General features: G+C 64.3%; 21 protein-coding genes. 5 read left to right on the top strand and 16 right to left on the bottom strand.

All coding sequences use genetic code 11. The features are described from left to right. Positions 1–21 precede the first annotated feature (21 nt). Positions 22–2208, top strand: a complete 2187-nt coding sequence (locus D6Z43_RS25780; protein WP_120654821.1) for a heavy metal translocating P-type ATPase — start codon at positions 22–24, stop codon at positions 2206–2208. Between the two features lie 91 nt (positions 2209–2299). Here the strand turns inward: D6Z43_RS25780 and D6Z43_RS25775 are convergent, their stop codons facing one another. The 16 genes from D6Z43_RS25775 to D6Z43_RS25700 all read right to left on the bottom strand — a co-directional run bounded on the left by D6Z43_RS25775 (position 2300) and on the right by D6Z43_RS25700 (position 19258). Beyond that, positions 2300–2800 (bottom strand): O-acetyl-ADP-ribose deacetylase, encoded by a 501-nt coding sequence (locus D6Z43_RS25775; RefSeq protein ID WP_120654820.1) that lies wholly within the window; start codon positions 2798–2800, stop codon positions 2300–2302. A gap of 30 nt (positions 2801–2830) precedes the next feature. Next, the gene (locus tag D6Z43_RS25770) at positions 2831–3154 is read right to left on the bottom strand and encodes a hypothetical protein (protein ID WP_120654819.1); all 324 of its coding nucleotides are present in this window, start codon (positions 3152–3154) and stop codon (positions 2831–2833) included. After that, positions 3151–4044, bottom strand: coding sequence for an alpha/beta hydrolase (locus D6Z43_RS25765; RefSeq protein ID WP_120654818.1), 894 nt, complete (start codon positions 4042–4044; stop codon positions 3151–3153). Before D6Z43_RS25765 ends, D6Z43_RS25770 begins: the two co-directional genes overlap by 4 nt. Before the next feature lie 113 nt (positions 4045–4157). After that, a complete protein-coding gene (locus D6Z43_RS25760; RefSeq protein ID WP_120654817.1) occupies positions 4158–5447 on the bottom strand; it encodes a flavohemoglobin expression-modulating QEGLA motif protein in 1290 nt (429 codons plus the stop codon). A gap of 7 nt (positions 5448–5454) precedes the next feature. Continuing rightward, positions 5455–6009, bottom strand: coding sequence for a hypothetical protein (locus D6Z43_RS25755; RefSeq protein ID WP_120654816.1), 555 nt, complete (start codon positions 6007–6009; stop codon positions 5455–5457). A gap of 56 nt (positions 6010–6065) precedes the next feature. Then, on the bottom strand, positions 6066–6779 hold the full coding sequence (locus D6Z43_RS25750; protein ID WP_120655366.1) for a TetR/AcrR family transcriptional regulator: 714 nt from the start codon (positions 6777–6779) through the stop codon (positions 6066–6068). Between the two features lie 196 nt (positions 6780–6975). Beyond that, entirely contained in the window at positions 6976–8481 is a 1506-nt protein-coding gene (gene lysS, locus D6Z43_RS25745) for a lysine--tRNA ligase (RefSeq protein WP_120654815.1), read from the bottom strand. 115 nt (positions 8482–8596) lie between these two features. Next, positions 8597–9692 (bottom strand): peptide chain release factor 2 gene (gene prfB, locus D6Z43_RS25740; RefSeq protein ID WP_120654814.1). Its coding sequence is split into 2 segments (ribosomal slippage): positions 8597–9619 and positions 9621–9692, totalling 1095 coding nucleotides; the frame shifts between segments, so codons are not numbered across the junction. A 131-nt stretch (positions 9693–9823) separates the two neighbouring features. Continuing rightward, positions 9824–10849, bottom strand: a complete 1026-nt coding sequence (locus D6Z43_RS25735) for a PleD family two-component system response regulator (RefSeq protein WP_120654813.1) — start codon at positions 10847–10849, stop codon at positions 9824–9826. A 34-nt stretch (positions 10850–10883) separates the two neighbouring features. Further along, positions 10884–11888, bottom strand: a complete 1005-nt coding sequence (locus D6Z43_RS25730; protein WP_120654812.1) for a chemotaxis response regulator protein-glutamate methylesterase — start codon at positions 11886–11888, stop codon at positions 10884–10886. Next, positions 11885–14179: a hybrid sensor histidine kinase/response regulator gene (locus D6Z43_RS25725; RefSeq protein WP_120654811.1), complete on the bottom strand. Its 2295-nt coding sequence runs from the start codon at positions 14177–14179 to the stop codon at positions 11885–11887. The genes D6Z43_RS25730 and D6Z43_RS25725 overlap by 4 nt, the downstream gene beginning before the upstream one ends. Then, the gene (locus D6Z43_RS25720) at positions 14176–14865 is read right to left on the bottom strand and encodes a chemotaxis protein CheW (protein ID WP_120654810.1); all 690 of its coding nucleotides are present in this window, start codon (positions 14863–14865) and stop codon (positions 14176–14178) included. Before D6Z43_RS25720 ends, D6Z43_RS25725 begins: the two co-directional genes overlap by 4 nt. Next, complete coding sequence (locus D6Z43_RS25715) at positions 14855–16105, bottom strand: CheR family methyltransferase (protein ID WP_120654809.1); 1251 nt, start codon at positions 16103–16105, stop codon at positions 14855–14857. The genes D6Z43_RS25720 and D6Z43_RS25715 overlap by 11 nt, the downstream gene beginning before the upstream one ends. Beyond that, positions 16102–16608 (bottom strand): chemotaxis protein CheW, encoded by a 507-nt coding sequence (locus tag D6Z43_RS25710; protein ID WP_120654808.1) that lies wholly within the window; start codon positions 16606–16608, stop codon positions 16102–16104. The genes D6Z43_RS25715 and D6Z43_RS25710 overlap by 4 nt, the downstream gene beginning before the upstream one ends. A 10-nt stretch (positions 16609–16618) precedes the next feature. After that, positions 16619–18247 (bottom strand): methyl-accepting chemotaxis protein, encoded by a 1629-nt coding sequence (locus tag D6Z43_RS25705; protein WP_120654807.1) that lies wholly within the window; start codon positions 18245–18247, stop codon positions 16619–16621. A gap of 312 nt (positions 18248–18559) precedes the next feature. Further along, positions 18560–19258: a tellurite resistance TerB family protein gene (locus tag D6Z43_RS25700; RefSeq protein ID WP_120654806.1), complete on the bottom strand. Its 699-nt coding sequence runs from the start codon at positions 19256–19258 to the stop codon at positions 18560–18562. A 204-nt stretch (positions 19259–19462) separates the two neighbouring features. Here D6Z43_RS25700 and D6Z43_RS25695 point away from each other — a divergent pair, with 204 nt between their 5' ends. The 4 genes from D6Z43_RS25695 to D6Z43_RS25680 all read left to right on the top strand — a co-directional run bounded on the left by D6Z43_RS25695 (position 19463) and on the right by D6Z43_RS25680 (position 24394). Further along, entirely contained in the window at positions 19463–20374 is a 912-nt protein-coding gene (locus tag D6Z43_RS25695; protein ID WP_120654805.1) for a LysR family transcriptional regulator, read from the top strand. 105 nt (positions 20375–20479) lie between these two features. Further along, positions 20480–21985 carry a gamma-aminobutyraldehyde dehydrogenase gene (locus D6Z43_RS25690; protein WP_174235594.1) on the top strand — a complete coding sequence of 502 codons (1506 nt, stop codon included), beginning with the start codon at positions 20480–20482 and terminating at the stop codon, positions 21983–21985. 75 nt (positions 21986–22060) lie between these two features. Then, entirely contained in the window at positions 22061–23212 is a 1152-nt protein-coding gene (gene ydcS, locus D6Z43_RS25685) for a putative ABC transporter substrate-binding protein YdcS (RefSeq protein WP_120654804.1), read from the top strand. A gap of 156 nt (positions 23213–23368) precedes the next feature. Next, positions 23369–24394, top strand: coding sequence for an ABC transporter ATP-binding protein (locus tag D6Z43_RS25680; protein WP_120654803.1), 1026 nt, complete (start codon positions 23369–23371; stop codon positions 24392–24394).

Here is a 24394-nt window from a genome sequence, read left to right as displayed (position 1 = left end):
GCGTCAAACAGGAATTGACCCATGAGCCACCATTGCTGCCACGACCATGACCATGCGCCCCGCTCCGCCACGCCGGAATTAGCCGTCTTCGCCGCTACCGCCGAAGCTCGCTGGAGCAGCCTGCGCATCGATGCCATGGACTGTCCCACGGAAGAACGCCTGATCCGCGACGCCCTGGGCAAGGTCCCGGCAGTCGAGGCGCTGGAATTCAATCTGATGCAGCGTCTGCTGCGCGTACGCCATCGCTTCGACGACGTCGAGCCCCTGCAACGTCTGATCGAGAGTCTGGGCATGCAGGCAGTACCACTGGCCGAAGGCGCTTCCGCCACGGCCCCGGCCCAAGCGAAAAAGCCCTGGTGGCCCCTGGCGCTGGCTGGGCTGGCCGCACTGGCAGCGGAAGCCTGCGAGTGGTTTGGCCTGGCGCCAGAATGGGTGATCGCCGGCCTGGCAATACTCGCCATCCTCGGCGCCGGCCTGCCCACCTACAAGAAGGGCTGGATCGCCCTGAAGAACCGCAACCTGAACATCAATGCACTGATGAGCATCGCCGTCACCGGTGCCCTGCTGATAGGTCAGTGGCCAGAAGCAGCCATGGTCAGCGTGCTGTTCGCCATTGCCGAGCTCCTTGAAGCGCGATCGCTGGAACGCGCGCGGGACGCCATTCGCGGCCTTCTACAACTGGCGCCCGAACAGGCCACGGTGTTCGAAAGCGGCCAATGGCGCGAACGCCCAGCCCGTGAGGTACAGCCCGGCACCCGCCTGCGGGTGCGGCCGGGCGAGCGCATCGCTCTGGACGGTGAAGTGCTGAGCGGGCGCTCCAGCGTCAACCAGGCCCCGATTACCGGCGAGAGCCTGCCTGTGGATAAGGACCTGGGCGATCCGCTGTTCGCCGGCACAATCAATGGCGAGGGCGAATTGGAATACCGCGCCACCCGTGCCTCCGACGACAGCACCCTGGCACGCATTATTCATGCGGTGGAAGCCGCCCAGGGTTCGCGCGCGCCTACCCAGCGCTTCGTCGATCGGTTCTCGAGCATCTACACCCCAGTGGTGATCCTCATCGCCGTACTCACCGCCCTGCTCCCGCCCCTGCTGTTCGACGGCCTCTGGCTCGATTGGTTGTACCGGGCACTGGTGCTACTGGTGATCGCCTGCCCTTGCGCGCTGGTGATCTCCACCCCCGTTACCATCGTCAGCGGCCTGTCCGCGGCGGCGCGGAGCGGCATCCTGATCAAGGGAGGCGTTTTCCTGGAGCTTGGCCGCAAGCTGGCCTGGATCGCACTGGACAAGACCGGCACCCTGACCGAGGGCCGCCCCCGGCAGACAGACTTCGAGCTGCTGCACGCGGATGAGCGTGACGCCCGAGCCCTGGCGGCCAGCCTGGCGGCCCGTTCGGACCACCCGGTGTCCCAGGCCGTGGCCCGCGCCGCCGAGGCAGACGGCATCGCGCTCTACGCTGTGGATAACCTGGCCGCCCTGCCCGGCCGCGGCGTCAGCGGTCAGATCGAGGGTCAAACCTACCACCTGGGTAATCACCGCCTGGTGGAGGAACTCGGCCTTTGCGGGGCAGGCCTGGAAGCGCGTCTGGACGGCCTGGAAACCCAGGGCAAGACAGTGGTGGCGCTGTGTGGGGAAAACGCCGTGCTGGCGCTGTTCGCGGTGGCCGACACAGTGCGTGACAGCAGCCGCGAGGCCATCGGCCAGCTGCATGAGCTGGGGGTGAAGACGCTCATGCTGTCCGGCGACAACCCGCACACGGTGCAGGCCATCGCCAGCCAGGTGGGCATGGACGACGCACGCGGCAACTTGCTGCCCGCGGACAAACTGGCGGAAATCAGCAGGCGCCAGTCCGGCAACGTGCCCGTGGGCATGGTCGGCGACGGCATCAACGACGCGCCTGCGTTGGCCCGCGCCGACATCGGCTTCGCCATGGGCGCCGCCGGCACGGATACCGCCATCGAAACCGCCGGCGTGGCGCTGATGGACGACGACCTGCGCAAGCTCCCGCAATTCATCCGTCTGTCTCACCGTACCCACAGGGTGCTGATGCAGAACATCAGCCTGGCACTGGGCATCAAGGCGGTGTTCCTGGCATTGACGTTGATGGGCGAAGGCACGCTGTGGATGGCGGTCTTCGCCGATATGGGAGCCAGCCTGCTGGTGGTGTTCAATGGGCTGCGGTTGTTGTCGCCGAAGTCGTTGCGCTAACGAAACGTAGGTTGGTGCAGAGCGCAGCGAAGCCCAACGATGGTGTCAAAGCCGGAAACTATGGTGCTGGGCATCGCTCCTCAGCACCAACCTACGTCAGAGCCTCTTGATAGACCCTGACCATGTCCCCGCCGAACGCCACCAACAGCACTTCACGCAAACTGCTGCCCTCGGGCCTCGACCGCTTCAACTCGGCCACCGCGACACGCGCCGCTGCCTCCAGCGGATAGCCATACACGCCGCAACTGATCGCCGGAAAGGCGATGCTCGCCAGCCCTTCGGCTTCGGCCAGGGCCAGGCTGTTGCGGTAGCAGTTGGCGAGCAGTTCCGGTTCACGATGATTGCCGCCGCGCCAAACCGGGCCGACGGTGTGGATCACGAACCGTGCAGGCAGGCGGAAGCCCGGCGTGATGCGTGCCTCGCCCGTGGGACAACCGCCAAGGGTACGGCACAGCGCGAGGAGATCGGGGCCGGCGGCGCGGTGAATGGCGCCATCAACACCCCCGCCGCCAAGCAGCGAGGAGTTGGCGGCATTGACGATGGCGTCCACCTCCAGGGTGGTGATATCGCCCTGCCAGATACGAATGTTCATGCGAGTCACCTCCTTACGGAAGCTAGCCCCTTACTTGACCTCTTGCGGGGTCTCCTGACCCACGCAGCGCACCGCTTTCTTCTTGTTGTCCACGAGCACGCCAGTCAGGCCTTTTTGCTGGGTATCGAACATCACCAGCACGCCGTCGATGCACTGCGCCACTTGCGCGGCGGGCTCCAGGGAAACCTTGTAGTCCTCGCCGGGGATGGTCTTGAGCATGGTGAAGTCGGACAGCAGAAGCGCGTCCTCGGGTTTGGCGAAGTGCAGGTAACCGTAGAACCAGAGCACCATCACGGTGCCGACAATGCTGCCGATGCCGGTGAGGATCAGCGGGATGGGATTGCGTTCGCTCATTGGGGACTCTCTGTATTCGGGACTTCAGCCAGTCGGCGCAGTCCGACGAAGCCCGTGGGGTCTTCGAGGTAAAGCAGCATTACCTTCCGCCAGGTGGGATCGGCGAAGGTCTGCACATGATCGCCACGGACCGGCTGGAACACCCGCGGCGGGGGCGCAGCTTGATACAAGCGCACGCCGTTGGAAAGAGGCACCACCGGATCATCGATGCTGTGGTAGATCAGCAGCGGCAAGCCCTTCAGCTCGCCAATGCCACGTATGGCGCTGTCACCGTCGGGCACCAGCCAGGACAACGGCACCTGCAATGGCCAGGTCAGCCAGGCATTGGACAGGCTGTAGCGGGCGATTTCGCGGTAGCTGGCCGGCACCCCATCGAGCACCAGGGCCTTGAGCAGATCGCGCCGTTGTGGGCGCTCGGAGAGGTAGTGCACGGCCAAGGCGCCACCGATGCTCTGGCCAAGCAACACGACCGGCTTGCCCTGGACCTCCGGCGCCTGGTCCAGCCAGGCGAAGGCGGCATCGATGTCCTGGTAGACGTCCGGCAGCCTGGGCGAACCCTCGGAGCGGCCGTAGCCACGATAATCCAGCAACAGCACCTGGTAGCCCTTCGCCGGTAACCACCAGCTGCCGCCCAGGTGCGTAGCGACATTGCCGCCATTGCCATGCAGGTGTAGCACCGTCCCCTTCACCTCCACGCCAGGCTTGGCCGGCAGCCACCAGGCATGCAGGCGTGTGCCATCGGCGGCAGTCAGGCTGATATCGCGATACTCCAGCTTGGCCTTTTCCGGCGTGAAGGGCAGGTGCTGGTCCGGGTAGAACAGCAGCGCACTGCAGCCTTGCAGGATCAGAACGAAGAGGATCAGCAAGAGGCGGGAAGCGGGCATGTGCATTTCCTTCCTGAAACATCACAGGCCAGCCCTGCGGGCTGGTTGGCGAAAGAATTCGCCCCTACAGGGTTCGTGCCGCTCTGCCGGGGCGAGTGCCTTCGCCCCGACAAGGTCGGTCAGAGAATGTTGGCGTAGTCCGCCTCGATGCGCTCCAGGCTCAAGTGGTTGAGGAAGTTGGAGAAGCACATCCACGCCGACAGCGCGTTGAGGTCACGGAACTGCGGCGGCAGGTACTTCGGCGGCACCACCAGGCCTTCGTCCACCAACTGACGCAGCGTGCGGGTGTCTTCCAGGGTGGTCTTGCCGCAGAACAGCAGCGGGATCTGCTCCAGCTTGCCTTTGCGCACTGCGAGCTGGATGTAGTTGTAGATCAGGATGAAGCCCTTCAGGTAGGACAGGTCCTTGGTGAACGGCAGCCCGCCCGGCAACGAACCCCGGAAGGCGCGGCTGGCGCTGCCATAGCTCTCCTCCATGCTGTAACCCTGCTCGCGGTAGAAGTGATAGACCTCGAGGAAATCAGCCCCCTCCTCCGCCATGTGGATCGCGCGGGTGCGGTTGGTCAGCCGACGCAGCCGGGTCGGATAGGACGCGAACGCGATCACTTCCATCAGGATCGCCAGGCCTTCCTGGGTCACGGTGGAGGACGGCGGGCCCTTGGAAAGGAAGGTGCAGATCGGTTGGTTCTGGCCGTTCAGGGTTGTACCCACGTGCACCAGTCCCTCGTGGACTTCCAAGGCACGCACGTCGCGCTCGTTGAACATGGCATCGGCGCGAATCTTGATGTAGTCCGCACCGGCCGCCGCGTCGGCGACGATACCGTCGGACTCGAAAACGCGGATGGTGTCATCGCCGAACACGTCTCCCAGCCGGCTCTGCAGCAGGTTGACGGCATCCTTGGCAGTGAGAGTCTTGGGCTCGTCCTTGAGGTCGCCTCGATGGTCGATGTTGTTCAGGTAGTCCGAGAGCATCAGGCCGAGATCGGCCAGGGTCGGATCGCCGGCATGGAAGGCATCGGAGGCCGCGCCGTAGAGCTCCTGGGAAATCAGGCCGAAATCCGCGGTGCCGCGTGCTTCCAGCATGCGGATCACCATGCGGTATTCCTTGCACATGCGCCGCATGATCTGCCCCACCGGGTTGAACTGGCCCAGATGACGGGTGATATCGCGCTCGATGTTCTGGAACTCCAGCTTCTTCTCCACCGAGTCGAAGGCCAGCGGACGGCTCTCGTAGTAGGCGCGGTCCACATGGGGCATGGACTTGCCCTTGTGCTTGAGGAAGTCCTGGCGAACGCTGTCGTCCCATTTCACGGCGTCGAGCACGCGAATCGGCGTCTGCGCCTGGACGATGCGGTCGGATAGCGCGCGAATGGTTTTCTGGTAATCGTCAGGCAACTTGCGACGGGTCATCGTTGACTCACTCCTCGGCTGAGCGCTGGTAACGCGCCACTTCAACGAAGACGTCCGAGTTCGCGGGATCATCCAGCCAGCCGAAGACCACATCCAGAGGAGTGGTGATGAGCACGCCGTCGCCGTCCGGCATTTCCACAGGCTGCCCCTGGAACTTGCCTTCCTGCATTTCCTGTTCGATGCGCTCGACGTCCAGGTTGTAGACCACCAGTTCGTTATCGGTGGTCAACTCGAAACCGACGATGGCGAAGTTCGCGCCCAGTTTTTTCGGCAGCCCGGCAGAGAGATACCAGCGGCGGCCGTGGTGAGCGACGGTGAAACCGAACTCCTCCATGCCCTCCAGGTTGTCTTTGCTGCCCTCGAAGCTGCGCGCCTTGTACACGTTGGAGCCGGAGCGGCTGATCTCCAGATACTCGCGTTCGCCCCACTCGTCCTTGCGGGTCCAGTCCCCGAGCAGGGGGATAGGGGCCGGTTCGTTGGCCGGAATAGGATCCTTGAAGGTGACCAGGCAGCCGCCCAACAGCAGGAAGGACAGGGCAACCACGGCACGCCAGACTTTCATCTCGCTCTCCTTGTGATAACGAAAAACCCCGCGATAGCGGGGTTTGATCTACGCGCTCAGAGTCCCATCACCAGATACAGGTATCGCTTCAGGACCGCTCGCATCTCGCCGATGTCGAGGTTTTCCACGCCGTCGAGGAGGCCCTGATATTCCATCCGCAGAATGACGGCCGTCAACACCTTGGCGTCTTCGGTGGGCTCGGCCGAACCCAGTACCTGGAAGAAATGCTCCGCGCCCAGCGAGAGTATCTTGCGATGTGCGTCAGCAAGATTACGCAGACCGGCATTCAACAGCGCCTCCTGACGGAAAGCATGTTCGGCCAGCAACTGGTCGCGGTTCTCCTCCAACTGGCTGCGCACGTACTGGATGGCCAGTTCGACGATCTGGTCGGTCATGGCCCGGCGCGAATCACCGTCGCGGCTGAGCACCGCTGCCATGGCCTGCAGGTCATCCTCCACGCTGGCCCAGAAGGCCGCCATCACCGCCGAACTGCGCTCTACGAACTGGGCGAAGGTATCGGTGATGAGATCGTTGATGTCCTTGAAGTAATAGGTAGTGGCCGATAGCGGTACCTGGGCCTCTGCGGCCACGGCGCGATGGCGCACCGCCCGCACACCGTCGCGGACGATGATGCGCATGGCGGCATCGAGGATCGCCTGGCGGCGTTGCTCGCTACCTTGGCGGCTGGCCTTGCGGCCCTGGTACTTCACGCTCTCGGCAACTGCGCTGGCCACGCGGGCGGCGCTGTCACTGCGGGACGACTGGTTCAAGACAGGAAACCCTCCGAACTCACTCAAGGTGAAAGTGTTGACCATTTATCCCGCTTATCAATGCAGGAGCTGGCGAGATTTAGGCTCTGTCTCCCTGACGAGCGCCTTGTAGGAGCGGCGCCGGGGCAAAAGGTTCGCATGCCGGTCGGCGGCCAAGAAAAAACCGCCCGAAGGCGGTTTTATTCTTGCTCCTGCATCAAGCCTGGGGCCGCATGTGCGGGAACAGGATGACGTCACGAATAGACGGCGAATTGGTGAGCAACATCACAAGTCGGTCGATACCAATGCCTTCGCCAGCGGTGGGCGGCATGCCGTATTCCAGGGCATTTACGAAATCGGCATCGTAGTGCATCGCCTCGTCGTCACCGGCATCCTTCTCCTTGACCTGCAGCATGAAGCGCTCGGCCTGGTCTTCGGCGTCGTTCAGCTCGGAGTAGGCGTTGGCGATCTCGCGGCCACCGATGAACAACTCGAAGCGGTCGGTGACGCTCGGGTCCTGGTCGTTGCGGCGCGCCAGCGGCGACACTTCGAAGGGGTACTGAGTGATGAAGTGCGGCTGCTCCAGCTTGTGCTCCACCAGCTCTTCGAAAATCATCACCTGCAGCTTGCCCAGGCCTTCGTGGCCGAGGACCTTGGCACCGGCCTTCTTGGCGATCGCACGGGCCTTCTCGACATCCTTGAGGTCGGCGGCGCTGATTTCCGGGTTGTACTTGAGGATGGCGTCGAATACGGACAGACGGGCGAACGGCTCACCGAAGTGGAAGACCTTGTCGCCGTAGGGCACGTCGGTGGAGCCAAGCACCGCCTGGGCCAGTTCGCGGAACAGTTCCTCGGTCAGGTCCATGTTGTCTTCGTAGTCAGCGTAGGCCTGGTAGAACTCGAGCATGGTGAACTCGGGGTTGTGCCGGGTCGAAACGCCTTCGTTACGGAAGTTGCGGTTGATTTCGAAGACCTTCTCGAAACCACCTACCACCAGACGCTTGAGGTAAAGCTCCGGCGCGATACGCAGGAACATGGCCATGTCCAGCGCATTGTGATGGGTCGCGAACGGCTTGGCCGCGGCGCCACCGGGAATGGTCTGCAGCATCGGGGTTTCCACTTCGAGGAAACCGCGGTCGGACAGGAAGCGGCGGATGTGGGCGATCACCTGGGAACGCACGCGGAAGGTGTTGCGGGTTTCCTCGTTGACGATCAGGTCGACGTAACGCTGGCGATAGCGCTGTTCGGTGTCGGTCAGGCCGTGGTGCTTGTCCGGCAGCGGGCGCAGGGACTTGGTCAGCAGGCGCACGTTGGTCATCTCGACGTACAGGTCGCCCTTGCCGGAACGGGCCAGGGTGCCTTCAGCGCCAATGATGTCGCCCAGGTCCCAAGTCTTGATTTCGGCCAGGGTCTCTTCCGGCAGGGTCTTGCGGTTGACGTAGACCTGCAGGCGGCCGCTGGTGTCCTGAAGGACGATGAAAGAACCGCGGTTGAGCATGATGCGACCAGCGACCTTGACCGGGATGGCGGCTGCTTCCAGCTCTTCCTTGGTCTTGTCGGCGTATTGCTTCTGCAGGTCCGCGAAGTAGTTTTCGCGGCGGAAGTCATTGGGGAAGGCAATGGCCTTGGCTTCTCGCACGGCGGCAAGTTTTTCCTTGCGCTGGGCGATCAGCTTGTTTTCTTCCTGTTGCAGTTCGTGCTGGTCGAGTTGTTGGTCGCTCATGGTCTTGGTGGTTCCCGGTTAGGCGTCGAATCGCCTGTTTGAAAATAATCGCGTTGCAAAGGCTCAAAAGCTTAGCGAGCGCCGGCCAACACGCAGCCCGGCCGGCGAAATCGCGTCAAAGCCCCTGCTTGAGGCTGGCCTCGAGGTATTCGTCCAGATCGCCGTCCAGCACCTTGTCGCAGTCGCTGCGCTCGACGCCGGTACGCAGGTCCTTGATCCGCGACTGGTCGAGTACGTAGGAGCGAATCTGGTGGCCCCAGCCGATGTCGGACTTGGTGTCTTCCAGGGCCTGGGACGCGGCGGTGCGCTTCTGCATTTCCTGCTCGTACAACTTGGCCCGCAGCATTTTCATGGCGGTGTCCTTGTTGGCGTGCTGGGAGCGTTCGTTCTGGCACGCCACCACGGTGTTGGTCGGCACGTGGGTGATACGCACCGCGGAGTCGGTGGTGTTCACGTGCTGACCGCCTGCGCCGGAGGAGCGGTAGGTGTCGATGCGCAGGTCGGCCGGGTTGATCTCGATCTCGATGTTGTCATCGATTTCCGGCGAGACGAACACCGCGGTGAACGAGGTGTGGCGACGGTTGCCGGAGTCGAACGGGCTCTTGCGTACCAGGCGGTGCACGCCGATCTCGGTGCGCAGCCAGCCGAAGGCGTACTCGCCCTTCACATGGACGGTGGCGCCCTTGATACCGGCGACCTCGCCTTCGGACAGTTCGATGATGGTGGCGTCGAAGCCGCGCTTGTCGGCCCAACGCAGGTACATGCGCAGCAGCATGTTGGCCCAGTCCTGGGCTTCGGTACCGCCGGAGCCGGCCTGGATGTCCAGGTAGGCGTTGTTCATGTCCATCTCGCCGCTGAACATGCGACGGAATTCGAGCTTCTCGAGGATCGTGCGCAGGCGCTCGACTTCGGTGGCGACGTCATTCACGGCGCCTTCGTCGTTCTCCTCGACCGCCATGTCCAGCAGGTCGCGGGAGTCGGCCAGGCCGCTGGTCAGGTCGTCCAGGGTTTCGACGATCTGCGCCAGCTGGGCACGTTCACGGCCGAGATTCTGCGCGTATTCGGGGTTGTTCCAGACGGCGGGGTCTTCGAGTTCGCGGTTTACTTCGACGAGACGATCATGCTTCTGATCGTAGTCAAAGATACCCCCGAATAGACAGGGTGCGATCGGAGAGGTCCTTGATGCTGTTCAGGATCGGGTTGATTTCCATGACGGGAAGCTCTCGCTGGCAAAACTTTCGGAAAAGCCGGCGAGTATACCCGAGTCACTGGATGCCGGCAGCATGCCAGCCGCGAATTGCGCCACGCCGGCGACGCACGGGCTCAATGAAGCCCGTCCCGATCACGGAGTGGAGCTGGTTGCCACCATGGCCACCTGGTTACGGCCATTGTGCTTGGCCTGATAGAGCCCCTGGTCAGCCATGTCCACCAGCACCAGGGAAACCTGGCCTGGCTTGGGAGTGAGCGTGGCGACACCGATACTGACGCTCAGTACCGAGCCCGCCACCGGCAGGTCGTGGTGGATGCCCAGGGCCTCCACCGAGCGCCGTACTTTCTCCGCCAGCAGGCGCGCGCCGCCAGCGGCGGTACCTGGCAGGATCATGGCGAACTCTTCGCCGCCGTAGCGCGCGGCGAGGTCGGTGGCGCGGCTGCAGCAGGTGCGGATCGACTCCGCCACCCGGCGCAGCGCCTCATCGCCCGCTACATGGCCAAAGCTGTCGTTGAAGCCCTTGAAGTGGTCGACGTCGATCATCAGCATCGACAGCTCGCTCTGCTCGCGGAGCGCGCGGCGCCACTCCATGTCCAGGTACTCGTCGAAATGACGCCGGTTGGACAGCCCGGTCAGCCCGTCGGAGTTCATCAGCCGCTGCAGCACCAGGTTGGCTTCCAGCAATTGCTGCTGGCTCTCGCGCAGGGCGCGGTAGGCCTCGTCGCGCTGCTGCAGGGCGGTGAAGGAGCGCGAGTGGTAGCGGATGCGCGCGACCAGCTCGATGGTATCGGGCAACTTGACCAGGTAGTCGTTGGCCCCGGCGGCGAAGGCTGCACTCTTCACCGTGGGTTCTTCCTTGGTCGACAGGACGATGATCGGCACATCGCGCAGCGCTGGCACCGCGCGGTACTCGGCAAGCAGGCTGAGACCGTCGACTCCCGGCATCACAAGGTCCTGGAGGATGACCGTTGGCTTGATCTGCAGGGCCACGGCGACCGCTTGCAACGGGTCGGAGCAGAAATGGAAGTCAATGCCCGGTTCGGCCATCAGTGCCCGACGCACCGTTTCACCGACCATGGCCTGGTCATCGACCAGCAGCACCATTGCCGACGGCTCGACCGGGGTCATGTCCATGGGGTTGCGATAGGGGTATTGCATAACGCTCTCCGGGCCCGCAGGCCTGAGGTAGAAATCATCCGAACACCTCGGCCAGCCGGGGCGCGATGCGTTCCAGGCCGAGGATCTCCACCGCCGCGCCAATGGCGGCGGCGGCCTTGGGCATGCCATAAACCGCGCAGCTGGCCTGGTCCTGGGCAATGGTCAGGAAGCCCCGGTCGCGCATGCGTTTCAAGCCTTCGGCACCGTCCCGCCCCATACCGGTAAGGAGCACGCCGATGGCCTCGCCCTTCCAGTGCTCCACCAGACTGTCGAAGAAAACATCGATGGATGGACGATATACGAAGCTGGTGGGCTCGGCGGTATAGGCCAACGTGCCATTTTTCAGCAGTCGCAGGTGATTGTTGGTGCCGGCCAGGAGGATGCTTCCCGGCTGTGGCGGCTCGCCTTCCCGTGCCAGTCGAACGGGCAGTCGGGACTCGCTGGCCAGCCAGTCGGCCATGCCGGCAGCGAAGACTTCGTCCACATGCTGGACCAACACCACGGCTGCCGAAAAATCCGCCGGCAACCGCTTGAGTAGTTGCGCCAGGGACGCCGGACCACCCGCCGAGGCACCGATGGCGACCAGCCGCTGGCCGCCACTGTGCCGGGAACGCGGCTCGTCTGCCCCGCGTCCGCGGTTGTCGCGCTGGCCCACGAGCCAGCCGATATTCTGGATCTTGCGCAGCAGCAGCGCGGCCTCCTGGGCCTGGCCGCTGCCAAGCGCGGGCGTATTCACTGCGTCCAGGGCACCATGGCCCATGGCCTCGAACACCCGGTGCACGTTCTGCTCGATATCCACGGTGACGATGAGGATGGCGCAAGGGCTGCGAGCCATGATCTGGCGGGTCGCCTCCACCCCGTCCATCACCGGCATCAGCAGGTCCATCAGCACCACATCCGGCACATCCCGACCGCAGCACTCCACCGCTTCCGCGCCATTGCCGGCTATCCAGGCGATCTGGTGCGCCGGTTCCAGGGCAAGGGCCCGACGCAGCGCCTCGACCGCCAGGGGCATATCGTTGACTATCCCTATCCTCACCCTTGGGCCTCCCCGATCAGCATGACCACTGCATCCAGCAACGCTTCGTCGTGGAAGCTGGCTTTCGCCAGATAATAGTCGGCGCCGGCATCCAGGCCGCGTCGCCGGTCCTCTTCACGATCCTTGTAGGAAACCACCATGACCGGCAACGACTGCAAGCGATTGTCACGACGCACCAGGGTGACCAGTTCGATGCCGTCCATGCGCGGCATGTCGATATCGGTGATGAGCAGGTCGAAGTGCTCCGAACGCAGTGCGTTCCAGCCGTCCATGCCATCCACTGCCACCGCCACGTCGTAACCACGACCGGCCAGCAGCTTGCGCTCCAGCTCACGCACCGTGAGCGAGTCATCCACCACCAGCACGCGTTTGCGCTGGGCACCAACTCCCTGGCGGCTGCCGCGATCGACCTTTTCCAGACGACCACTGCCCAGCAGCTTGCCGACGGACTTCAGCAAGTCCTCGACATCGAGGATCAGCACAGGCCGGCCATCATCCAGCAATGCCCCGGCGGACAGGTCCTGGACCTTGCCCAGACGCGGGTCCAGCGGCATCACTACCAGCGTTCGTTCGCCGATGAATCGCTCCACGGCAACGCCGTAGCAGGTGTCACGCTCGTTGATCAGCACCACCGGGATGCCGGCCTCGTCACGCTTGCCCTCGGCGCACTGGAGGATCTGGCTGGCCGAGACCAGCCCCACGTGCCGGCCCTCGTACCAGAAATGCTGGCGACCCTCGAGCTGGACGATGTCCTCGTGCTGCAGGCGGGTCATGCGTTCGATATGGGCCAGCGGGAAGGCGTAGGCCTCGCCGCCCACCTCCACCACCAGACTGCGCACCACCGACAGGGTCAGCGGTACTTCGATGCGGAAGGTGGCGCCCTGTCCGCTGCGCTGTTCCATGCGTACGCCGCCACGCAGCTGGCGCACCATGTGCTGAACTGCATCCAGGCCAACGCCACGTCCGGAAACCTCGGTGACCTGCTCGCGCATGCTGAAACCGGGCAGGAAGAGGAAGGCCAGCAACTCTTCCTCGGTCATCCTCGCGGCGGTTTCGGGATTGGCGAACTGGCGGGCGACCACCGCATCGCGCAGGCGCTCCAGGTCCACCCCGGCGCCATCGTCCGCCAGCTCCAACAGGAGCATCCCGGCGTGATGGCGGGCATGCAGGCGGATCACGCCCTCTTCCGGCTTACCCAGGCGCGAGCGCACCTGCGGGCTCTCGATACCGTGATCCACGGCATTGCGTAGCAAGTGTGTGAGTGGGGCCTCCAGGCGCTCCAGCACGTCGCGGTCGACTTGCGTGGTCTCGCCGCTCACTTCCAACCGCACCGGCTTGCCCAGTGAGCGGCCAAGATCACGGACCATGCGCGCCTGACCGGCCAACACGTCGGCGAACGGACGCATGCGCGAAGCCAGGGCGGCGTCATAGAGCAACTGGGCCCGCTGGCCACCTTGCCAGCCGAACTCATCGAAATCGGCCATGTAGCCGGAGAGCATCTGCTGGCACTCACCGAGCAGCTGCCGGGCCTCGCCGAGCATCGCCTGGGCTTGCGGGTCCAGGGTGCCATCCAGCACCGATTCCCGCGCCACATCAAGGGCGCGGCTGGCACTGGCCTGAAGGCGTTTGAGGCGGTGCAGGGCATCGTTCAGGGGTTTTATGCGCTGGAACTCCACCAGCGACTTGCTGGAGATATCCAGCAGGTGATCAAGACGTTCGGCACTCACCCGCAGTACCCGGTCACGGGCCTCGGCACCGCTGTCCACAGGGACCTGAGCTTCCACTTCGCGGGGAGCGGACTCCGGCGACGGCGACAGTGCAGCAGGGATGGCGGGAGCAGATACAGTCGGCGCGGGGATGACCGGTTCGTTGAAATCCTCGGCCACGGGCGAAGGTTCGGCGGACCGACCCTGCAGCCGGGCTATCAGCGCAGCGATGGCATCGCGGCCTGCGCTCTCCGCCCAATCGGCATCGCTGCCAATGCGCAGCAGCAGATCGGACCCCTGCAGCAATGCATCGATATTGTCCGGTTGCAGCCGCACATGCCCCTGCCGCGCAGCCTCCAGCAGGTCTTCCATCACATGGGCGACGCGCACCCCGGCATCCAGCCCGACGATACGCGCAGCACCTTTCAGGGAGTGGGCCGCGCGCATGCAGGCTTCCAACTGGTCGGCCTGGGTCGGATTGCGCTCCAGCACCAGCAAGCCGGCGTTGAGCACCTGGGTCTGGGCATCCGCCTCCAGGCGGAACAGCTCCAGCAAGGATGCGTCGCGCATCTGGTCCGGGGTCATGCCAGGCTCCTTGCCATGGCCTGCAACAGCAGGCTTTCGTCCAGCAGCGTGATGCTGCGTCCACGCCACTGAACCACCCCCGACGCGAACTGGCGAGCCGCCAGATCCGGGGTACGGCCAGGATCGATCACCGCATCCACGGGTATGCCGTGTATGCCATCCACTTCGTCCACTGGCGAAACCAAGGGTCCGCTCTGGCTGGCGAGAATCAGCATTCGCGGCACGACACGCCGCTCGCCATTCACCAGGCCGCCCTTCTCCAGCCCCAGCAACTCACTCAAAGACAGGCAGGCCACCAGCGCCCCACGAACATTGGTCACCCCAAGCAGGGCCAGGGAACGCTGGTGCGGCAGGGAATGGATGGGGTTGATCGAGGCCACCTCAACCAGACTGCGCGTCGCCAATCCCAGCCACTGCTCGCCCAGGCGGAACACCAGGGTGGAACGGCAGTCGCGGCCATCCTCTTCCACGCCGGCCACTGGCGCGGCGGCAATGTCCTCGCGAACCAGTGCGTAGCGGTCGAGCAACAAGGTGGCGGCGGCGGCGTGAACCTCGCAGTTGCGACAGTGCACGTGGGCTGCCAGGCGCTCGCAGGACTTGTCGCCATGCACGCCAATGCGATTCCAGCAGTCGTCCACGGCGGGCAGTTGGTCGCTGGCAATCAGGGGCAAGCGGTTATCGGCCATGGCTGTTCACTCCGCGACTGGCGCGCTGCAACAGGCGTTCTGCACCGGCGCGATCGCCACGGGCGGCGAGCAACGCCGCCAGGTGTGCCAGCGCCTCGGCATGCTGGGGCGCCAGATAGAGCGCCTTGCGGTAGTGGTCCTGGGCTTCATCGCTCTTGCCGGCCACATCGCTGAGCAGCCCGAGCCAATAGAAGACGTCGGCCGATGGGCCGTGAGCTGACAGGAAGGCTTCGCAAGCGACGCGAGCCTCCTCGGTTCGGCCACTGTTGGCCAGGCTGGCGATAGCCGCCAAGGCGGCGTCGGGCCCCACGCCATCGGCCTTGGCCCTGGGCAGTTCGGGCTTCGGCAGCATCGCGCGCGGCCTGGCCGGCGCTCTGCTGGGCAGCGGGGCGGTCACGACGGGAGTGGGTGCCGGAGCGCGTGCCTTGGCCGGCTTGGCGGCAGCCTGGGGCGGCGCATTGCGGAACACGAAGGCCTGTGGATAACCCAGCGGTTGCATGCCCTGCTGGCTAAGCAGATTGGCTTCGGCCGGACCGATGAACATGGCGCCGTCCTTCAGCATATGGCGCTTGAGCACCTCCAGCACGGCGATCTGGGTGGTTCGGTCGAAGTAGATCAGCAGATTGCGGCAGAAGACGAAGTCGTAGGGCGGCTCACCAGAGAGGAGGCCGGGGTCAAGTAGGTTGCCCCGCAGGAAGCGCACCTTCGACGCTACCTGCTGGGCCAGCACATAGCTCTCGCCCGAGGGGATGAAATAACGGTCGCGAAAGCCCATGTCCTCGCCACGGAACGAGTTGCGTCCGTACAGCCCCTGGCGCGCCCGCTCCAGTACACGTTCGCTGATATCCACTGCATCCACCTGGAACAGTCCTGGTGCAAGACCGGCATCCAGTAGTGCCATGACGATGGAAAACGGCTCTTCCCCGGTGGAACAGGGCAGGCTGAGGATGCGCAAGGGCCGCCCACCCGCCAGCGTCGGCAGCCGTTCGAAGGCCAGGCGACCAAGGGCGGCGAAGGATTCGGGATAACGGAAGAACCAGGTTTCAGGTACCACCACCGCTTCCACCAGCGCCTGCTGCTCGGCCGGCGAGGCGTTGAGGGTGGCCCAGTAGGCTTCTTCATCGCGACTGCCGCAAGCGCTCATGCGCTGGCGCAGCGCACGTTCGATCACCACCCGGCCGACGGACTCCGCCTCCAGGCCGATGCGGCTCTTCAACAGGGCCTCGAAGCGTTCGATCATGCCGCACCCTCCGTGGCCGGAAACAGCAACGCGCGAACCTCATCCGGCAGTAACTCGGCCACACGAATGCGTTGTACCAGGCCATCCGCGCCCTGGTAGACAGGCCCCAGGTAGCGTGCCCCGCCCTGCTCCAGACCGTAGTCGCGGAACTCATCCGGGCGGCAGCGCAAGGTGTCGGTAGCCTGCTCGAGGATCAGCCCGAGCCAGCGCGTCCGCCCCTCCAATGGGTAATCCACCAGCACCAGCCGGGTACTGGTGCGCACCTGCGCAGCTTGGCCGAAGGCGAGCACGCCCAGGTCCAGCACTGGCACCAGCACGCCGCGATGGGAAAACACCCCGGCCACCCAGCCCGGTGACTCGGGCACCTGTTTCAGCTGGCGCAGGGGCAGGACTTCCACCACTTCATGGACATCCAGCGCATAGCGGTCGCCGCCCATGCGGAACTGCAGGTAGAGCCGGTCCCTGACAGTGCGGGCCGGCGCGCGGGTACGACTCGGGCACATGGGCGCCGACTCAGACCTTGAATCGGCTGACGCCGGTTCGCAGGCCGTTGGCCACCAGGTTCAGTTCGTCGATGGCTGAGCTGGCCTGGCGCAGGGACTCCACCGTCTGACCAGTGGCCTCGCCCAGTTGTACCAGGGCCTGGTTGATCTGTTCGGCGCCGGTGGCCTGGGCCTGCATGCCCTCGTTGACCATCTGCACGCGCGGCGCCAGCGCCTGCACCTGCTGGATGATCTGAGACAGCTGCTCACCCACCTGCCCCACTTCGGCGATGCCGCGGCGCACTTCTTCGGAGAACTTGTCCATGCCCATGACCCCGGCGGACACCGCCGACTGGATCTCGCGCACCATCTGCTCGATGTCGTAGGTGGCAACGGCGGTCTGGTCGGCCAGGCGCCGCACCTCAGTCGCCACCACGGCAAAGCCGCGACCGTACTCGCCTGCCTTTTCCGCCTCGATCGCGGCGTTGAGGGACAGCAGGTTGGTCTGGTCGGCCACCTTGACGATGGTGGTGACCACCTGGTTGATGTTGCCGGCCTTCTCATTGAGGATCGCCAGCTTGGCATTCACCAACTCGGCCGCGCCCATCACCTGGTGCATGGTGTCTTCCATTCGCGCCAGGCCAAGCTGGCCGGAACCCGCGAGGATGGAAGTCTGCTCCGCGGTGCCGGACACCTCGTTCATGGTGCGGACCAGGTCGCGAGAGGTCGCGGCGATTTCCCGCGAAGTGGCGCCAATTTCGGTGGTGGTGGCAGCGGTCTCGGTAGCGGTGGCCTGCTGTTGCTTGCTTGTGGCGGCGATCTCGGTGACCGAAGTGGTCACCTGGACTGCGGAGCGCTGGGCCTGGGAAACCAGGGCCTTGAGCTCTTCGGCCATGCTATTGAAGCCGGTCTCGATGGCGTTGAATTCATCCTGGCGCTTGAGATCCAGGCGCGCGGACAGATCGCCGCCGCCCATGATCCGCAGGGTATCGACGATACCGCCAACCGGGCGGGTGATCGCACGCATCAACAGCAAGCCGCAAACGGCCGCGGCGGCAACCGCCAACACCATGGCAAGGAGCATGCTGCGCTCGGCATTGCGCACCGAGCTGACGATCTCCCCGACCGAGCTCTCGGCGGTCCCCTTGTTGAAATCGATCATTTCGTTAAGCAGTTGGCGCCCACCGTTCCACTGCACGATCAGTCCTTCGCGGAAGCTCTGGCGAGCCTGCACCAGGCTACCGGCACGCGCCAGTACCAGTATTTGTGCCTGGTGCTCGCGATAGGCCTTGTAGATACCGAGGAATTGCCGGTAGTTGTCCAGGTCATCGGTCTTGGAGATCGTCTCTTCGTACGACTTGATGAAGGCATCGAGCTGGTCGTTGCTTTCCTTCAGCGCCTTCTCGTCGCCCGGATAAACCAGTACGTCGCTTGCACCAGCGCCGCCCAGCAACGCCTGGGTCCGCAGCATGTTGTCAGTCCAGCTGCTGCGCAGCTTGCTGATCATGAACATGCCGGGTACGGAGTCGGCCAGCACCCGGTCGCCTTCGTGCTCGATGTTTCTCAGCTGCATGTAGGACATGGCGGCCATCAACAGCATGATGGCGATGATCACCGCGAAACTTGCCTGGATACGCAGGCGAACAGTCCAGTTCTTCACAAAACTTCCCCAGTTACCAATGCCCGGAATCTTGGCGGCGCAGCGCCATTGGCGGCGACTCTAGTGACTCGCCCCAACGCCCGCAAGCACCGGAAGACGTACATTTACGTCGCCAGAAAGCCGACGGCGCGTGGCTTTGGGAGTTTGGCAGAAAGTTGCCGGTTTGCAGGAAGGGAATGGACGGGGCAAGCGCGTGGGGAGCGAATTCCGAATTTGTAGGAGCGAGCTTGCTCGCGAAGAGTCCCGAGCACGATCTTTCGCGAGCAAGCTCGCTCCTACAGAAGACTCGACTTCATTCGTTGATCGTCTTGTTCAGGCCAGCTCTTGCCGAACCTGACGCTCAAGCTCGGCCTTGAGCCCCGGATCGAGGCGCAGCTGGCGCGCCAGCTCTTCCAGATAGGCGCGCTCCATGAAGTGCTCCTCGTCCACCATCAGCACACTGGCCAGGTACATCTCGGCCGCCATTTCCGGGGTTGTGGCCGCGCGGGCCACGTCCGTGGGGTCCAGCGGCTTGTTCAGTTCGGCATCCAGCCAGCGGCGCAGGTCTGCATCCTGGGTCAGTTTGGCCAGTTCTTCTTCTATCAACTGGCGCTCACGGGCATCCACATGGCCATCGGCCTTGGCCGCAGCCACCAGCGCCTTGAGGATGGCCTGGCTGTGCTGTTCAGCCTGGGGAGCGGGCAGTCGATCGAGGGTCTGGGGTTCGCTTTGCGGCGCACCGGCCTGCTGGGCCTGCCAGTTGCCGTAGGCCTTGTAGGCCAGCACACCGAGTGCTGCCAGGCCGCCATAGGTCAGCGCCTTGCCGCCCAGCTTGCGAGCACTCTTGTTGCCGAGCAGAAGCCCCAGGGCGCCTGCCGCAAGCGCTCCGCCACCCGCACCTTTGAGCAGGCTGCCGAGGTCGCCGGAGTTGGACTTCCCGCCCGAAAAACCGCCGGATTTACCGGCGGTTTTCTGTTGCAGAAGGTCCTGGCCGGATTTGAGTAGTTGGTCGAGCAGTCCGCGGGTGTTCATGGAAACCTCCAGGTCAGTCCGAATTCACAGATCGACCGACTCTAGCCGGAGGGACTCCTCGCGGCAGTTCACAGAGTGCTTCGAGATATTGCTGCGGGCCCGCAGAGTGGCGGAAATCTGCATAACCATCTAAAAAAGCGAATCAACCGTTCAGATTTCGATAAACCCTAATCTCCGGCTGCCATCCAGACGCGAGCCACGCCCATGATGACCCTCCGCCAGATCCGCCATTTCATTGCTGTCGCCGAAACCGGCTCCATCTCCGCCGCCGCCCAGGCAGTGTTCATATCCCAATCCACACTGACCCTGGCCATCCAGCAACTGGAGGAGGAAATCGGCGTCAATCTGTTCAATCGCCATGCCAAGGGCATGTCTCTGACCCACCAGGGCCACCAGTTCCTGCGCCAGGCGCACCTGATCCTGGCGACGGTCGAGAACGCCAAGCGCAGCCTGCAGCAGAGCACTGACCAGGTGGCCGGCAGCCTGACCATTGGCGTGACCAGCCTGGTAGCCGGTTACTACCTGGCGGACCTGATTACGCGCTTCCAGCGCGCCTACCCCAACGTAAGGACCCGCGTGGTCGAGGACGAACGCCCCTACATCGAGCATCTGCTGGTCAGCGGCGAGATCGATGTAGGCGTGCTGATCCTCTCCAACCTGGAAGACCGCCATGCCCTGCAGACCGAAGTGCTGACCCACTCTCCACACCGTCTCTGGCTGCCGGCCCAGCACCCGCTGCTGGAACTCGACAGCATCGCACTGGCGGACGTGGCGGGCGAACCGCTGATCCAGCTCAATGCCGACGAGATGGGCCTGCACACCCAGCGAATCTGGTCCCGAGCGGGTCTGACGCCCCAGGTCACCCTGCGCACCGCGTCTGTGGAAGCGGTACGAAGCCTCGTGGCGGCAGGCCTCGGACTGTCGATCCAGCCAGACATGACCTACCGCCCTTGGTCGCTGGAGGGCGACATCATCGAAGCCCGTCCGCTGGTGGACCTGGGCGCCCCACTGGACGTGGGCCTGGCCTGGCGCCGCGGCACCGCGCGCCCGGCGCTGGTGGACCCATTCCTCACCGTGGCGCGAGAGCAGCCGAATAATCGCAAGCCTTCGATTTAATCGAACGCCACTTTCAATATTTAGAATTTGTCGACCTCAAGCCCGACCTCTAGTCTCTCGTCTCCATAAGCAGAGGCATGCCGGGCCCATTCAGGGAGCACCGGAATGACCGAAGAACAAAAAACCGAGAAGAAAAGAGCCAGCAAGATGACCGGCGCCGCCAGCACACCCACCCTGCACACCGAACTGCTGATCGACGGCCAGCTCGTCATCGGCGAAGGGTTGGCCGAGCCGATCATCAACCCCGCCAGCGGCGAGGTCCTGGTGACCATCACCGAAGCGTCCATCGAACAGGTGGAAGTTGCCATCACTGCCGCCAATCGCGCTTTTGCCAGTTGGTCGCGCACCACGCCGGCACAACGCGCCACCGCACTGCTGGCCATTGCCGACGCCATCGAGAAACGCGCAGACCAACTCTCCCGCCTGGAAGCCCTGAACTGCGGCAAGCCGCTGCATCTGGCGCGCCAGGACGACATTCCCGCCACCGCCGACGTATTCCGCTTCTTCGCCGGTGCAGTGCGCTGCCAGCAGGGCCAGCTCGCCGGAGAATACGTGCCCGGCCACACCAGCCTGGTGCGCCGCGATCCAGTGGGCGTGGTCGCATCCATCGCGCCGTGGAACTACCCGCTGATGATGGCGGCCTGGAAGATCGCCCCCGCGTTGGCCGCCGGCAATACCTTGATCTTCAAGCCTTCCGAACACACGCCGCTGTCCATCCTGGCCCTGGCGCCGGCCCTGGCGGAGATCCTCCCACCGGGGGTGATCAACATTCTCTGCGGCGGAGGTGACAGCGTCGGTAGCCAACTGGTTGGCCACCCACGGGTACGCATGGTGTCGCTGACTGGAGACATCGTCACCGGCCAGAAAATCCTCCAGAGCGCCGCGCGCACCCTGAAACGCACCCATCTGGAACTGGGTGGCAAGGCGCCGGTGATCGTCTGCAACGATGCCGACATCGATGCCGTGGTCCAGGGCGTGCGCACCCATGGCTACTACAACGCCGGCCAGGACTGCACCGCTGCTTGCCGCATCTACGCCCAGGCCGGTATCCACGACCGTCTGGTAAGCGCGCTGGGCGAAGCCGTGGCCAGCCTGCGCTTCGCCCGCAAGCGCGATCAGGACAATGAAATCGGCCCGCTGATCAGCTCCCGCCAGCGCGACCGCGTGGCCAGCTTCGTCGAGCGCGCCCTGGGCCAGCCCCACATCGAGCGGGTCACCGGCGCCGCCGTGCACTCAGGCGCAGGCTTCTATTACCAGCCCACCCTGCTGGCCGGCTGCAAGCAGCAGGACGAGATCGTCCAGCGCGAAGTCTTCGGCCCGGTGGTCACCGTCACCCGCTTCGACGACCTGGCGCAGGCCGTGGACTGGGCCAACGATTCCGAGTACGGCCTGGCCTCCTCGGTCTGGACCCAGAACCTGGATAAGGCCATGCAGGTGGCCGCGCGCCTGCAATACGGCTGCACCTGGATCAACACCCATTTCATGCTGGCCAGCGAGATGCCTCACGGTGGGCTCAAGCGCTCCGGCTACGGCAAGGACCTGTCCAGCGATTCACTCCAGGACTACAGCGTGGTGCGCCACATCATGGCCCGCCACGGGAACGACTTTTAAGAGAGATAAACGGCCTTGAAGGCCGGCTGTACCTGCTTCATCTGCCCCGACCAATAACGAAAAAGAGGGAACAACATGTCCGTGCGCAAAACCGCCCTGCTCAGCGCAGTGGCCACCGCCATCCTCGCCAGCGGCAGCCTGCAGGCCGCCGAAGCCCTGAAACAAGTCGGCAAGGGCGAAGGCCAGCTCGACATCATCGCCTGGCCCGGCTACATCGAACGCGGCGAGTCGGACAAGAACTACGACTGGGTCACCCAGTTCGAGCAGGACACCGGCTGCAAGGTCAATGTGAAGACCGCCGCCACCTCCGACGAGATGGTCAGCCTGATGGCCAAGGGCGGCTACGACCTGGTCACCGCTTCCGGCGACGCCTCGCTGCGCCTGATCTACGGCAAGCGCGTGCAGCCGATCAATCCGGAGCTGATCCCCAACCTGAAGAACCTCGACCCGCGCCTGAAGGACGCGCCCTGGTTCACCGTTCAGGGCCAGCAATACGGCACCCCCTACCAGTGGGGCCCGAACCTGCTGATGTACAACACCAAGGCCTTCGCCAAGGCCCCGGACAGCTGGAGCGCGGTTTTCGAGCCGCAGCAACTGGCCGACGGCAAGGCCAACAAGGGCCGCGTGCAGGCCTACGACGGCCCGATTTACATCGCCGACGCCGCCCTTTACCTGAAATCCGCCAAGCCGGAACTGGGCATTCAGGACCCGTACCAACTGACCGAAGAGCAGTACACCGCCGTGCTCGACCTGCTGCGCAAGCAACATGGCCTGGTGCACCGTTACTGGCACGACGCGACCGTACAGATGAGCGACTTCAAGAACGAAGGCGTGGCCGCTTCCAGCACCTGGGGCTACATGGCCAACACCCTGAAGGCCGAAGGTCAGCCGGTAGACACCGTGTTCCCGAAGGAAGGGGTCACTGGCTGGGCCGACACCACCATGCTGCACGTGGACGCCAAGCACCCCAGCTGCGCCTACAAGTGGATGAACTGGTCGCTTGAACCCAAGGTCCAGGGTGACGTTTCCGCCTGGTTCGGCGCCCTGCCGGCCGTTCCCGCCGGCTGCAAGGCCAGCGCCCTGCTCGGTGCCGAAGGTTGCGCCACCAACGGCTATGAGCAGTTCGACAAGATCGCCTTCTGGAAAACCCCGCAGGCCGAGGGCGGCAAGTTCGTGCCGTACAGCCGCTGGACCCAGGACTACATCGCGATCATGGGCGGTCGCTGACCCCATGTCCTGCCCTCTCCCTGACGGGAGAGGGCGCTGTCCTTAGTCCTTTGAAACACCTTGCAAATGGCGTTTCCCTCACCCCAACCCTCTCCCAGGGGGAGAGGGAGCTATTGCCTGCACACCTGATTTTTCGCGTCACCGGAGCACCACACCATGACACTTGCTGTCCAGTTCACTCAGGTTTCCCGCCAGTTCGGCGAGGTCAAAGCCGTCGACCGGGTATCCATCGATATCAAGGACGGCGAGTTCTTTTCCATGCTCGGCCCCTCGGGCTCGGGCAAGACCACCTGCCTGCGCCTGATCGCCGGCTTCGAGCAACCCACCTCGGGTTCCATTCGCATCCACGGTGAAGAGGCCGCCGGCCTGCCGCCCTACGAGCGCGACGTGAACACCGTGTTCCAGGACTACGCCCTGTTCCCCCACATGAACGTGCGCGACAACGTCGCCTATGGCCTCAAGGTGAAGGGCGTAGCTCGCGCCGAGCGCCTGGCACGTGCCGAAGAAGCGCTCGGAATGGTCGCCCTGGCCGGCTACGGCGACCGCAAGCCCGCGCAGCTTTCCGGCGGCCAGCGCCAGCGCGTGGCCCTTGCTCGCGCATTGGTCAATCGCCCGCGCGTGCTGCTGCTTGACGAACCCCTCGGCGCATTGGACCTGAAGCTGCGCGAGCAGATGCAGAGCGAGTTGAAGAAGTTGCAGCGCCAGCTCGGCATCACCTTTATCTTCGTCACCCACGACCAGGGCGAGGCGCTGTCCATGTCCGACCGCGTGGCGGTGTTCAACAAGGGCCGCATCGAGCAGGTGGACACCCCGCGCAATCTCTACATGAAGCCGGCCACGCCTTTCGTTGCCGAATTCGTCGGCACCTCCAACGTGCTGCGCGGCGACCTGGCCCGCCAGCTCTCCGGTGTAGAGCAACCTTTCTCCATCCGCCCCGAGCACATCCGCTTCGCCCAGGGCGAGGTCGGCAGCCACGAGGTGGAAATCAGCGGCCTGCTCCACGACATCCAGTACCAGGGCGCCGCCACCCGCTACGAAATCCGCCTGGATAACGGCCAGAACCTCTGCGTCAGCCTGGCCAACAGCCAGTGGCAGGACGCCGCGCCGCTGCACCAGCAGGGCCAGGTGGTCACCGCTCGCTGGGCCCGCGATGCCATGGTCCAGCTGACCGAGGGTGCGTGA

Origin of the sequence: Pseudomonas sp. DY-1, from assembly GCF_003626975.1 — a bacterium.
Taxonomy (GTDB): Bacteria; Pseudomonadota; Gammaproteobacteria; order Pseudomonadales; family Pseudomonadaceae; genus Metapseudomonas.
Note: the sequence above shows the minus strand (reverse complement) of the source record. Positions and strands in the feature narration are given on the sequence as shown.

Excerpts from the sequence above, each read along its gene's own strand:
- D6Z43_RS25690 (WP_174235594.1), top strand. The coding sequence starts at position 20,480 with ATGACCGAAGAACAAAAAACCGAGAAGAAAAGAGCCAGCAAGATGACC.
- D6Z43_RS25765 (WP_120654818.1), bottom strand. The coding sequence starts at position 4,044 with ATGCACATGCCCGCTTCCCGCCTCTTGCTGATCCTCTTCGTTCTGATC.
- D6Z43_RS25755 (WP_120654816.1), bottom strand. The coding sequence starts at position 6,009 with ATGAAAGTCTGGCGTGCCGTGGTTGCCCTGTCCTTCCTGCTGTTGGGC.
- D6Z43_RS25770 (WP_120654819.1), bottom strand. The coding sequence starts at position 3,154 with ATGAGCGAACGCAATCCCATCCCGCTGATCCTCACCGGCATCGGCAGC.
- D6Z43_RS25760 (WP_120654817.1), bottom strand. The coding sequence starts at position 5,447 with ATGACCCGTCGCAAGTTGCCTGACGATTACCAGAAAACCATTCGCGCG.
- D6Z43_RS25780 (WP_120654821.1), top strand. The coding sequence starts at position 22 with ATGAGCCACCATTGCTGCCACGACCATGACCATGCGCCCCGCTCCGCC.
- D6Z43_RS25735 (WP_120654813.1), bottom strand. The coding sequence starts at position 10,849 with ATGCAATACCCCTATCGCAACCCCATGGACATGACCCCGGTCGAGCCG.
- D6Z43_RS25680 (WP_120654803.1), top strand. The coding sequence starts at position 23,369 with ATGACACTTGCTGTCCAGTTCACTCAGGTTTCCCGCCAGTTCGGCGAG.
- lysS (WP_120654815.1), bottom strand. The coding sequence starts at position 8,481 with ATGAGCGACCAACAACTCGACCAGCACGAACTGCAACAGGAAGAAAAC.
- D6Z43_RS25715 (WP_120654809.1), bottom strand. The coding sequence starts at position 16,105 with ATGATCGAACGCTTCGAGGCCCTGTTGAAGAGCCGCATCGGCCTGGAG.
- D6Z43_RS25775 (WP_120654820.1), bottom strand. The coding sequence starts at position 2,800 with ATGAACATTCGTATCTGGCAGGGCGATATCACCACCCTGGAGGTGGAC.
- ydcS (WP_120654804.1), top strand. The coding sequence starts at position 22,061 with ATGTCCGTGCGCAAAACCGCCCTGCTCAGCGCAGTGGCCACCGCCATC.
- D6Z43_RS25695 (WP_120654805.1), top strand. The coding sequence starts at position 19,463 with ATGATGACCCTCCGCCAGATCCGCCATTTCATTGCTGTCGCCGAAACC.
- D6Z43_RS25720 (WP_120654810.1), bottom strand. The coding sequence starts at position 14,865 with ATGGCCGATAACCGCTTGCCCCTGATTGCCAGCGACCAACTGCCCGCC.
- D6Z43_RS25710 (WP_120654808.1), bottom strand. The coding sequence starts at position 16,608 with ATGTGCCCGAGTCGTACCCGCGCGCCGGCCCGCACTGTCAGGGACCGG.
- D6Z43_RS25700 (WP_120654806.1), bottom strand. The coding sequence starts at position 19,258 with ATGAACACCCGCGGACTGCTCGACCAACTACTCAAATCCGGCCAGGAC.
- D6Z43_RS25725 (WP_120654811.1), bottom strand. The coding sequence starts at position 14,179 with ATGACCCCGGACCAGATGCGCGACGCATCCTTGCTGGAGCTGTTCCGC.